We start from the raw sequence: 11,719 nt of genomic DNA on the forward strand, positions 1-11,719 counted from the left end.
CGCGCCGCCCGTCGCCGTACGGGCTGGAGTCCAGCCCGTACGGCGGAGCACCGGACCCGCCGGCCGCGTCCCGAGCGGCCGGGAGCGAGCCGCGCACCGGTCCGCCCCGGCGCCGGAAGCGCGCCCGGGCCACGTACCATGGCGGCATGTCCTTCCTCCGCCGCCGCCCCTCCGCCACGCCCGCGGGCCCGGAATTCGACGTCCTGGCCATGGACCCGGGCGACTGGCCGGGCAATCTCGGAGCGGGCCTGCTGCCCGCCCCCGACGGCAGTTGCCAGGGTGTCTTCCTGCGCTACGACCTGTTCGGCGGCCGCGGCCCCGCGATGATCATCGGCAATCTGCCGGAAGGCTCCCCGGCCCGGGAGCTCGCCGAAGGGCAGGTGCCCTTCGAGGTGGCGCAGCTGCTCGCGGCGCTCGAGAACGACGAGCCCGTCGAGGTGGTCGACAGCGAGGACATGCCGGTGATGCAGGGCGACAACCTGCTGATCGTGCGCCGCATCAAGCTCTCCGAAAGCCGCATCTCCTGCGTACAGTTCGACCGCAGCGACAACGTGCTCGTCACCATCGCCAGTTGGGACCGGCCGATCACCGACGACCTGTACGCGCTGCTGAAGCCCCTGCCCGCGGAGCTGTTCCAGCAGGGTTGAGTTCCGTGTGAGGCGAGGAGCGGTTGTGGGAGACGTGGCGGTCGGCGTACCGGAAGCACGGCACGGCGTCCGAAGGTGAAGGAACAGCGTCCCTTCTGGAGGGAACTCCCGCTCCTCGTGGTGATCGCGCTGCTGCTGGCCCTGTTCATCAAGACGTTCCTGGTACAGGCGTTCTCCATCCCCTCGGAGTCCATGCAGAACACGCTCCAGAAGGGTGACCGGGTACTCGTCGACAAGCTGACCCCGTGGTTCGGCTCCGAGTCCGAGCGCGGCGAGGTCGTCGTCTTCCACGACCCGGGCGACTGGCTGAAGAACGAGCCCGCGCCGCAGCCCAGTGCGGTGCAGAAGGCGCTCGGCTTTGTCGGACTGATGCCGTCCGCCGAAGAGAAAGCCCTGATCAAGCGGGTCGTCGGGGTCGGCGACGACACGGTGGAGTGCGAGGGTGCGGGCTCGCTGAAGGTCAACGGCAAGGCGCTCGACGAGCCGTACGTCTTCCCCGGGAACACGGCCTGCAGCGCGGACCCGGACGGGCAGTTCGACGTCACCGTACCCAGCGGTCACCTCTGGGTGACGGGCGACCACCGGCAGGCGTCCGGGGATTCCCGCTACCACCGGCACGAGCCCGGCGCCGGCATGGTGCCCGTGGACGACGTGGTGGGGCGCGCGGTGGTGGTCGCCTGGCCGGTCGGCCGGCTGGACAACCTGCCGGTACCCGCGACCCTCGACCGGGCGGCCACCGACGCGCGGCGCTGACCGCCTCCTCTCCCGCCCCGGCGAACAGACCGTACGCAGCGGCCCGTTCGCCGGCGCCGGGCGGTGTGCGGGCGGCGTTACGCGTGCGCCGCGGCCGGCCGGCCCAGCAGGGCGGTGACCCGGGCGGCCGAAGTGCCCGGCCCGGTGGGGCCGCTCAGGTGCCACGGCGCTCCGCCGGCCCCGCTCCGCAGGTCCTCGTCGCGGTAGCGGACGCACCCGCGGTGCCAGTTCAGGATCCCGGCCAGCCAGTCCTGGAGCTCGCGCACATAGCCGTCGAGGATCTCGCGGGCCTCGGCGTCCAGCGCGAAGTCGTCGTAAAGGAGCGGCAGTTCCAGCTCGATGACATGCTGGAACTGCCGCATCCGGCCCTTCATCAGCTCGTGCACCATGTCGACCGCCGTCGGGTAGTCGACCCCGAAGAAGTTCTGCACGACCAGGACGGCGTTGTGCACCTCGCCCTCGTACTCGATCTCCTTCTGGTACGAGAAGAGGTCATTGAGCAGCGTGGCGTAATCGACCGCGGAGTTCTCCAGCGAGCGGATCGTTCCGCTGCGGTAGACGGCGTCGGGCACCCGGTCCCCGTGCGAGAGCCGGCACAGCCGCATCGTCATGTCCGCGCCGAAGGTGAACCGCCGCATCTCGATGTAGTCCACCGGGTCGGGAACGCGGTGGAGCGCCTGATTGGCCAGCTCCCACTCCCAGCTCATGATCATGTCCTCGACCGCCTTGCGGAACGTACGCCGCGAAGCGTCGTTCATCGGTCCGGCCGTCCGCTTCCACAGGTCGGCGAGCCCTCGCTCCATCGCGTCGGACGGCTCCGGGACGGGCTCCCCGTCCAGTGGCATGAACAGCCGCAGCCGCTCGTTGGCCGCGTGCGCCCCCGTCAGGTCGCGGGTGCGACCGTAGATCACCGGGTACAGGTCGTCCCCGTACGTCCCCCAGGTCAGCCAGTTCGACGACAGGTCGAGCTCCTGCGGTGTCGCGTCCGGCTGGAGGCCCGCCGAGCACAGGGGCAGGTCGATGTTGCGCGCCCGCCGCTCGTCCCAGACGTGCGACGCGGGCCGCCCCGGCTGCGGCTCCAGCATCCCCATCCGCCGCGCCCACGCGATGTTCCGCTCCCGCGCCCCCGCCAGGTGCGGACTGAGGGAGAGCCGGTACGGGAAGTCCAGGTCGGGGATCAGGGACGGGCCCACGTGCTGGTACGGCACGTGCGTGTGCCTGCGCAGGCGGGCCGTCTCGGCCCGCGGAGTGAAGCGGACCGTCGCGGCCGCCGTGCCCCAGCCGCCCGCGGCGGGACCGGCCGCCGCCCTGCTCCCGCCTCCGCCCCCGTTCATGTAGCGGCTGGAGCGCGTGTGCCACTCGTGTCCGCCCGACTGCCAGTCCTGAAGGCCCTTCGTGTACGCCAGTACGGCAGCCGTCTCGGCCGGGGTCAGGCCCTTCTCCGCGCACAGCGGCCCGACTTCGGTGAGCGCGGTGTTCTCGAACTGCTGGAGCCGCGACGTCAGCAGATCGTTCACGGCATCGGCGGCCTCCTGCGTCGTACAGCCCAGGAAGTGCTCCATGACCAGCACGCCGTTGCTGTTCTCGCACTCGTCCTCGACCTCGCGCTGGTACGAGAAGAGGTCGTTGCGCAGGTGGACGGCGTCCGAGAACGCGTCGCGCAGCACACCGAGCGTCCGCGAGTGGGCCACCGGCGCCGGGACCTCGGCGTCCGACGCGAACTCCACGATCCCCGCCGACCAGGGCGCGCCGCCGACCTTCCGGCGCATCTCGATGTACTCGACGGGGTTGGCGATCCGGCCCTCGTCCATGTTGGAGAGCTCCCACAGGGACTCGTTCAGCAGGTTCCGGGTCGCCTCGGCGAACCGCTCCCGCCACGCGCCCGTCATGCTCGGCACGGTCCGCGCCCAGAGATCCGCGAGCCCCGCCTCGACCGGGTTCTCCGGCTCCGGCACACCGTCCGCCAGGTCCATCGGCATGAAGGCCGGCAGCCGGTCCAGGTACCGCTTCCCGCCCTCCCGGTCCAGGGACCGCTTGAAGGTCTCCAGGAAGTGGTCGTCGAAGAAGAAGACCCACACGTACCAGTCGGTGACCAGCGCCAGCACTTCGGAGGAGCAGTCGGGATGGGTGTACGCGCAGAGCAGCGCGTAGTCATGCGCTTCGAGGTCGCGCTCCTCCCAGATGCCCGAGCCCTCCAGCATCTCCATCCGGCGCGCCCACTCCCTCGTGTGACGACGGGCCTCGTCGACATGAGGATTGAGCCGCGCCGGGCACGGAACGTAGAAGTCCGGCAGGGTGAAGGGCTGCTGTGCCATGTACGTCCGGCCTTTCAGGGACGTCCGCGCACCCACCGCGGCGCGGACCGGTCAATTCCGGCCCAGCCCTACCCGTCGCCCGTACGGCGCACGCCCCACCCCGATTAGTCATACGAAAGGGCGCCGTCGCCGGTCGTGGCCGATGGCGCCCCGTCGTCGTCCGCGGCCCGTTACGGCCGGAGTACGCGCACGTCAGAGGCTTTCACGTAGGCGACCCGGTGCCCGAACTGGATCTCGTAGTACACCTCCTCGCCGCGCACCACCCGGTGCCCCGCGGTTTCGAACGTCGGCGCGAAGAAGTACTCGCCCGGTGCACGGCCGCCCACCACGTACCTCTGCCCGGCGAGCAGCTTGTACGGCAGCGGCGAGAGGGCCTGCACCGGGACCGGCGTCCCCGCGTACGCCGCGGCCTCCGGGTAGGCCCGCCCGTACACCGGCACGTCCGTGGCGCCGTCCTCCGGAGTCAGCAGCAGCCCTCGGGAGTTCACCGCGGTCGGCTGCCCGCCCGGATTGTGGAACCAGGCCTTCTGACCGAGGTACCAGATCGCGGTCCAGTCGCCCCTGCGCCCGGCGACGGCGTACTGCTGCCCCGTCGAGGCGCGCGCGCCGGTGTCGTTGACGCCGTTCGTCGAGTCCTGGCCGCCGGGGCGCAGGCCGATGTCCTTCACCAGCGGCGCGTCGTCGGCGGGCGCGGTGTGCAGCCGGACGGCGCCCGAACCGTGCGGGGCGCACGGCTGGCCGGCCTTCACGCAGCCCGTGTAGAGGGGCTGGTGCTGCGCGTACCGGGGCCGGATGGTGACCACGGCACCGTCCGGGCCCGCCGACGGGGTGAAGGGCCTGCCGAGCAGCTTGAAGTAGTGCGCCCAGTCCCAGTACGGGCCCGGATCGGTGTGCATCCCGCGGATGGTGGCGGTGGTCGTCCCCGGGACGTTGTCGTGGCCCAGGATGTGCTGCCGGTCGAGCGGGATGCCGTACCGCTTCGCCAGGTACTTCACCAGCCGCGCCGACGTGCGGTACATCGCCTCCGTGTACCAGGCGTCCGGTGAGGTCAGGAAGCCCTCGTGCTCCAGACCCACGGACTTGGAGTTGACGTACCAGTTGCCCGCGTGCCAGGCCACGTCCTTGAGCGGCACGTGCTGGGCGACGTGCCCGTCCGACGAGCGCAGCGAGTACTGCCAGGACACGTACTCCGGGTTCTGGACCAGCCCCAGCGTCGTGTCCCAGGTGGCCTCGGTGTCGTGGACGACGATGTAGTCGATGCCCTGGCTCGCGGGGCGCTCGCCCTTGTCGTGGTTGCCGTAGTCACCGTCCCCGAACTCCTCGTACGGGGCCGGAATCCACTCGCACGCCACCGTCTTCGGACACTCGGCGAGTCCCGTGTCGGCGGTCCGCAGCCCGAGGTCCGCGGCCTGCGTACGGTCGGGCGCGAGCCCGGGAGCGCCGGGCAGCGAGACCCGCTGGCCGCTGTCGGTCGTACGCCGCCCGCCCGTCCGGATCACGTCGTACACGTCATTGGCGTACGTCGTCGCGGTCGCCGTGTCGTCGGCTCCGGAGAAGCGGGCGACCGCGCCGTACCAGTCGGCCGGGTCGGCGCTGAGCGGCTGCCCGAGCTGCTTCTGCGCGGCGGCCAGGAGCGCCGCCCCGCCCCGGACGTTCGCCGAGGGGCTCCGGCGCAGTTCCGCGGCCGGCAGCCCGGTCAGCGCGGCGGCCCGCTCCAGCGTCTTCAGCCGGGCCGGGAGCTCGGACACCTCCGGCACTCCGGCCTCACCACCGGTCCGCGCGGGGCGGGCGTCGTCACCGCGCGGGTCCTCACCGGAGTCCGTGTGGTGCGGAGCCTCTTCGAGCGCAGCCCCGGCATCGGTGAGGTGCATCGGGCCGTAGCCGCCGGTCACGCTCGGCGCGCCGCCGTGCGTGTCCCAGCGGGACTGCAGGTACGCCACCCCGAGCAGCACGCTCTGCGGCACCCGGTACTGCGCGGCGGCCGCCGTGAAGTCGCGCTGCAGCGCACCGGAAGCGGGGGGCGCGGGCTGCTCCGCGGTGGCGGAGGGCCCGGCCGACAGGAGCGGCAGAACCAGCGCGGCGGACACCACGAGACCCCCCGCCTGCCAGACACGTCTGCGCGCGCTCCTGGATCGTGGCGTGACGGATCCTTGCAATGCGGCCTCCAGGGACGGGTGGTGCACGAAGGGCCTGCGGGCGGGACGCGATGACAAGGGGTACCGGCTCCCGGACGATCCGTCAATGAGGCTCGGCCGCAGGGACTTCGCACGTCAGCACGGGCGCGGCGGAGGGTTTCGCCGCGACGGCACGCGGGCCTGCGACGCGTCAGTGGTATGAACCGATGGCCGTGTCCGGGAGGTGCGTTGCCGTCGGATCAGCCCGGGTCGCGGTCGGCGCGCAGCGACCTCAGGGCGAGCAGCAGTACGCCGATGTCATCGAGGTACACCGGGTCGGGCATCAGGTCCGCCGGCAGGACGAGGTAGGCGACAGCGGCCCAGAAGGCCCAGGGGCGCCCCTCGGGCAGTCCCGCCCGCCGCAGACTCCGACGGGCGCGGACCAGCCGTACGAGCACGGCGACCGCCACGGCGAGCGTCGCCACCGCCAAGACCACGGCGACGACGAGCAGCACCCAGGCTTCTGTACTCATGGAACCTCCCGGACGGCTCGCGATCACGCGCTCTCTTCCCCTCGTCTGCCCGTCCACAGGGAGGTTCAGGCACCGGACGGCAACTCGTGCGTCCGTCCGGGCGGGGCGGGCCCCTTCCTCCCCGCCCGGTTCCTTCCCGGAGGCCCTCAGCCGGCGGACGGCACCCGCTCGGCCGCCGGCGCCGGCCCCGGCGGCGTACCGTCGCCGAACGGGCGGCCGCCCAGCTCCTCACGGTGATGCGGCGTCACCCAGCCGGAGAGATCGGGTCCCAGCGGCACGATCGCGGTCGGATTGATACCGGTGTGCACCTGGTAGTAGTGGCGCTTGATGTGGTCGAAGTCGACGGTGTCCCCGAAACCGGGCGTCTGGTAGAGGTCACGCGCGTACGCCCACAGCACGGGGTTCTCGGTCAGCTTCCACCGGTTGCACTTGAAGTGGCCGTGGTAGACCGCGTCGAAGCGCACCAGCGTGGTGAAGAGCCGGATGTCCGCCTCCGTGATGGTGTCCCCGACCAGGTAGCGGTGGTCCGCGAGCCGCTGCGCCACCAGGTCCAGCCGCCGGAACACACCCCGGCAGGCGTCCTCGTACTCACTCTGCCGAGTCGCGAAGCCCGCCCGGTAGACCCCGTTGTTGACGTCGCGGTAGACGCCTTCCATCACCTCGTCGATCTCCGCGCGCAACGGCTCCGGATACAGGTCGGGTGCGCCGGGCCGGTGCAGCGCCGTCCACTCGGTGGCGAAGTCCAGGGTGATGCGCTGGTAGTCGTTGGTGACCAGCCTGCCGCTGGGTACGTCCACGATCGCCGGGACGCTGACTCCGTCGGGGTAGTCCGGCTCCCGCGCCTCGTAGGCCTCGCTGAGGTACCGGATGCCGAGTACGGGGTCGCGGCCCCCGGGGTCGAGGGTGAACCGCCAGCTGCGGTCGTCCTGGACCGGATCCGCGACGGCGAGCGAAAGGGAGCCCTCCAGGCCGAGCAGCCGTCGTGAGACCAGCGCGCGGCTCGCCCACGGGCAGGCGCGGCTCACCACGAGCCGGTAGCGGCCGGCCTCGACGGGCCAGCCGTCCTTGCCGTCGGCCGTGATGCGGTCCGCGAAGTGGCTCTTCGCCCGCTCGAAGGGCTTCTTTCCGTACGCGGCGTTGCCGTCCGTGTCGTCGTGGGCGCGGCTCATCGTGACTTCCCTTCCCGGCGGGGCCGGTGCCGGATGGTGTTCGGTTCGTACCGACGGAGAGCCTTCCCCGTCATCGCCCGAGGCCGCACCGTCCGGCGTGCAGGCGGGTGACACCGCGTGTGCCACCGGCCTTCCGGTTTCGAACGCTTCCGGACGTTCTCGAACGCGGCCGCATGTGTCCGGACGTCCCGGGAAGCCCTAGGACGCCGCCCGCGCCAGTGCCCGGTCCACCTCCGCGGGGGACAGCGCGTGCTCGATCGCGAGGATTCCGGCGCCGGCCGCCGCCGCGTTCTCACCCGTACGGCTCGGCTCGATCCGCAGCACATGCGTCGCCAGCGGGTGCGACCGCCGGTACACCGCCTCCCGTACGCCCGCGAGCAGCTGGTCGTGCACGGCGGCCAGCGCCCCGCCGAGCACCACCGTGTCCGGGTTGAAGAAGTTGACCAGGCCCGCCAGCACCTCGCCGACCGCGCGGCCCGCCTCGCGCACCATCCGTACGGCGTCCCGGTTACCGGACTTCACCAGCCGTACGACGTCGCTGCCGGAGGCCGCGTCAAGACCGAGCCCCGCCAGCCGGGCCGCGATCGCCGAACCGCCCGCGACCGCCTCCAGGCAGCCGGAGTTCCCGCACCGGCACAGATCGCCCTCGTCGCCGACCCGGATGTGCCCGATGTCGCCCGCACAGCCCTGCGCGCCGCGGTGCAGCCGCCCGTCGGCGACGATGCCACAGCCGATGCCCGTACCCACCTTGATGTACAGCAGGTAGCGGCAGCCCGGGAACGCGGTCCGCTGCTCGCCGAGCGCCATCACGTTCACGTCGTTGTCGACGAGCGCCCGCACCCCGAACCGGGCCGCGAAGAACTCCGGGATCGGATACTGGTGCCACCCCGGCATGATCGGCGGATCGACGGGCCGCCCCGTCGAGAACTCCACCGGACCCGGCACGCCCACCCCGATGGAACGCAGCGTGCGCGGCTCCAGGTCCGCCTCCTCCAGCAGCGCGTGCAGCGTGCGCTCCACATGGCTCAGTACGGAATCAGGTCCGTCGGCGATCGACAGCGGGTCCTCCCGCGCGGCGAGCGTCGCCCCGCCGATGTCCATCAGCGACACCCGGCAGTGCGAAGCCCCGAGGTCCACCCCGGCCACCGCGTGCTCACGGGTGCGCAGCTGGAGCCTGCGGGGCGGCCGCCCGCCCGTCGAGGGACCGTCCGCCTCCTCGTCGACGAAGCCGTGCGCGACGAGCGCGTCCACCCGCTGGGAGACGGTGGAACGGGCCAGGCCGGTGAGGCGCGCGATGTCGGCCCGCGTCGTCACCGCCCCCGAACTGATCAGCTTCAGCACCTGGCCGGGCGAATGGGCGGTGGCGGAACTGCTGTGATCCGTCGACCAAGACATGACCGTCACCTTAGGGACGACTTCTGCTGCTCACAAGGGAGCCGGTGTTCGGTCGTCGGCATAAGTGCGGTCCAACTCGCCTTAATATCAAGCTGCTTGAGCCCTTGACAGGTCAAAGCCGGGTCACGACATTGCTGTGCAAACGCTTTCTGAGGAGCCAGGCGATGCTGACGATGCAGGGCGTGTCCAAAAGCTTTCTCGGGGTGAGAGTGCTGCACGACGTCGGCCTCGACCTCCAACCCGGCGAAGTGCACGCCGTCGTCGGGGAGAACGGGGCCGGCAAATCCACCCTCATGAAGATCCTGGCGGGCGAGCACACCGCAGACACCGGCACCATCACGCTCGACGGCACGGAGCACACGTTCGCCCACCCCGCGCAGGCACAGGCTGCCGGAATCGGCATCATCCACCAGGAGTTCGCGCTCCTCGAACACCGGACCGTCGCCGAGAACGTCTTCCTCGGCCGGGAGCCCGCCCGGCGCGGCCTCGTCGACCGCCGGGCCATGGAACGCCGCACCGCCGAACTCCTCGCCGAGATCGACGAGACCGGCATCACGCCCCGAACCCCCGTCCGCGACTTGTCCGTGGCCCGTCAGCAGACCGTCGAGATCGTCAAGGCCCTCGCCTCCGACGTCCGCGTCCTCGTCATGGACGAGCCCACCGCGCCGCTCGCCGACCACGAGGTGGAGCTCCTCTCCGCACTCGTCCGCCGCCTCACCGCACGCGGGCTCGGAATCCTCTACATCTCGCACCGGCTCCGCGAAGTCTTCGGCCTCGCCCGGCGCATCACCGTCCTCAAGGACGGCCGGCGCGTCACGACCCTGCGCACCGAGGACACCCGCGTCGACGAGGTCGTACGGGCCATGGTCGGCCGGGACCTCGGTTCCTACTACCCGCCGCGCGCCCGCCCGGAGGAGATCGGCGAAGCGAGGCTCACCCTCACCGGCGGCGGCAACGACCGCGTCCGGGGCATCGACCTCACCCTCCGCGCCGGCGAAGTGGTGGGTGTGGCGGGCCTCCAGGGGTCCGGCCGTACGTCGCTGGCCCGCGCACTGTTCGGCGCCGCGCCCTTCACCACCGGAACCATGACCGTGGGCGGCGCCCCGCTGCGGCCCGCGCGCCCCCGCCAGGCCATCCGCGGCGGCATCGCCCTGGTCACCGAGGACCGCAAGGCGGAGGGACTGGCGCTGCGTCAGTCCGTACGCGACAACGCCCTCCTCGTCACCCGCGCGGTCCCCGCCCGCGACAGGCCCCGGACGGCGGCCGGAGGACTCACCGCCCTTCTCGAACGCGTACGCCTGCGTGCCCACGGGGAGGACCAGCAGGTCCAGTACCTCTCCGGCGGCAACCAGCAGAAAGTCGTCATCGCCAAGTGGCTGGCGGCCCGCCCCCGGGTGCTCCTCTTCGACGAACCGACCCGGGGCGTCGACGTCGGGGCGAAGGCCGCGATCCACGCCCTCGTGCGCGAACTCGCCCGCGAAGGTCTCGCCGTACTGATCATCTCCTCCGAACTCCCGGAGTTGATCGGCATGAGCGACCGCATCCTCGTCATGTCCGAGGGCCGTCTCGCGGGTGAACTCCCCGCCGGAGCAACGGAAGAAGCCATCATGCGCCTGGCCACGCGTGGCGCCGCCCCCCAGGAGGGCGCCGCATGAGCACCCCGCCCCGCCCCTTCCCGCACCGGGGCCCCGCCCCGGCCCCCGCTCCTCGGCCGGAGGGGCTCAAGGGCGTCGCACCGGGGACCGCCGGGCGCGGCCACGTCGGGAGGGGGCTCCGGTGAACTCCCTCCGGGTGGCCGCCGCCCCGCCCGCGGCCCGGCGCACCGTCCCCGCCAGGATCCGCCTCACCGACCCCGTCGTCGGCGTCTGGCTGGCCGCCCTCGCCGTCACCCTCGCCGGATGGATCGCCGTCGCCGCCGACGGCGGCAACTTCCTCGGCCTCACCAATGTCGTCGCCATCCTCCAGAACTGCGTCGCCCTCGGCCTCGTCGCCGTCGGCCAGTCCGCCGTCATCCTCACCGGATCCCTCGACCTGTCCGTCGCTTACCTCATCAGCCTCGGCACCCTCGTCGCCGCCGAGACCATGGAGGGCGGCAGCGTCCTCACCGCGGTCATCGCCGTCCTCGCGCTCTCCGGCGCCGTCGGGCTCGCCAACGGGCTCGTCGTCACCGGCCTGAAGGTCAACGCCTTCATCGCCACCCTCGGCACTGCCTTCATCCTGCGCGGCTGGATCGAGGACAACTACGCCGGACCCGCAGGCAAGGTCCCCGCCTCCTTCCAGCACCTCGGCTACGACCGCATCGGCCCCGTCCCCGTCTCGCTCTTCCTTCTCGCCGCCGTCGCCGCCGCGATGTGGCTGATCACCCGCCGCACCCGCCTCGGACATCACATGTACGCCACCGGTGGCGACGAACACGCCGCCCGCCTGTCCGGCGTACGCACCCGCCGCACCGTCGTCACCGCGCACATCCTCTGCTCGCTGTGTGTCGGAGCGGCGGCCCTCTTCCTCGCGTCCCGGCTCGGCGCCGGCGCCCCCTGGGCCGGCACCGAAGCCCGCTACGACCTCGAATCGATCGCAGCCGTCGTCCTGGGCGGCACCGCCCTCGCGGGCGGCCGCGGGGGAGTGGCAGGCACCCTCGGCGGCGTACTCGTCCTCGCCGTGCTCGACAGCGTCTTCAACCAGCTCTCCGTCGATCCGTTCTTCAAGAACGTCGTCCGCGGCGTCGTCATCATCGCGGCCGTCGCCCTCTACGCCCGCCGCCCGTCGAGGAGGCCCGCGTGACCACGGCGACCA

At 71.9% G+C, this 11,719-nt stretch carries 9 protein-coding genes; 4 read left to right on the forward strand and 5 right to left on the reverse strand.

Annotation, left to right across the window (positions count from 1 at the left end):
• Positions 1 to 146 precede the first annotated feature (146 nt).
• Positions 147 to 647, forward strand: a complete 501-nt coding sequence (locus BN1555_RS32655; protein WP_093802765.1) for a glycosyltransferase family protein — start codon at positions 147 to 149, stop codon at positions 645 to 647.
• A 75-nt stretch (positions 648 to 722) separates the two neighbouring features.
• A complete protein-coding gene (gene lepB, locus BN1555_RS32660; RefSeq protein WP_093802767.1) occupies positions 723 to 1,400 on the forward strand; it encodes a signal peptidase I in 678 nt (225 codons plus the stop codon).
• A gap of 77 nt (positions 1,401 to 1,477) precedes the next feature.
• Here the strand turns inward: lepB and BN1555_RS32665 are convergent, their stop codons facing one another.
• The 5 genes from BN1555_RS32665 to BN1555_RS32685 all read right to left on the reverse strand — a co-directional run bounded on the left by BN1555_RS32665 (position 1,478) and on the right by BN1555_RS32685 (position 8,926).
• Positions 1,478 to 3,715 carry a terpene synthase family protein gene (locus tag BN1555_RS32665; RefSeq protein WP_093803813.1) on the reverse strand — a complete coding sequence of 746 codons (2,238 nt, stop codon included), beginning with the start codon at positions 3,713 to 3,715 and terminating at the stop codon, positions 1,478 to 1,480.
• A 170-nt stretch (positions 3,716 to 3,885) separates the two neighbouring features.
• The gene (locus BN1555_RS32670) at positions 3,886 to 5,802 is read right to left on the reverse strand and encodes an N-acetylmuramoyl-L-alanine amidase (protein WP_255306296.1); all 1,917 of its coding nucleotides are present in this window, start codon (positions 5,800 to 5,802) and stop codon (positions 3,886 to 3,888) included.
• A 287-nt stretch (positions 5,803 to 6,089) separates the two neighbouring features.
• Positions 6,090 to 6,362 (reverse strand): YkvA family protein, encoded by a 273-nt coding sequence (locus tag BN1555_RS32675; RefSeq protein ID WP_093802769.1) that lies wholly within the window; start codon positions 6,360 to 6,362, stop codon positions 6,090 to 6,092.
• A gap of 146 nt (positions 6,363 to 6,508) precedes the next feature.
• Complete coding sequence (locus BN1555_RS32680) at positions 6,509 to 7,531, reverse strand: glutathione S-transferase family protein (RefSeq protein ID WP_093802771.1); 1,023 nt, start codon at positions 7,529 to 7,531, stop codon at positions 6,509 to 6,511.
• Between the two features lie 198 nt (positions 7,532 to 7,729).
• Entirely contained in the window at positions 7,730 to 8,926 is a 1,197-nt protein-coding gene (locus tag BN1555_RS32685) for an ROK family transcriptional regulator (RefSeq protein ID WP_093802773.1), read from the reverse strand.
• 164 nt (positions 8,927 to 9,090) lie between these two features.
• On the opposite strand from BN1555_RS32685, the gene BN1555_RS32690 reads away from it, so the two are divergent.
• Together BN1555_RS32690 and BN1555_RS32695 are read left to right on the forward strand one after the other, a co-directional pair.
• A complete protein-coding gene (locus BN1555_RS32690) occupies positions 9,091 to 10,581 on the forward strand; it encodes a sugar ABC transporter ATP-binding protein (protein ID WP_093802774.1) in 1,491 nt (496 codons plus the stop codon).
• A 121-nt stretch (positions 10,582 to 10,702) separates the two neighbouring features.
• Positions 10,703 to 11,707 (forward strand): ABC transporter permease, encoded by a 1,005-nt coding sequence (locus BN1555_RS32695; RefSeq protein WP_093802775.1) that lies wholly within the window; start codon positions 10,703 to 10,705, stop codon positions 11,705 to 11,707.
• Positions 11,708 to 11,719: the final 12 nt, after the last annotated feature.

Origin of the sequence: Streptomyces sp. Wb2n-11, from assembly GCF_001049855.1 — a bacterium.
In the GTDB taxonomy this organism is placed as follows: Bacteria; Actinomycetota; Actinomycetes; order Streptomycetales; family Streptomycetaceae; genus Streptomyces; species Streptomyces altiplanensis.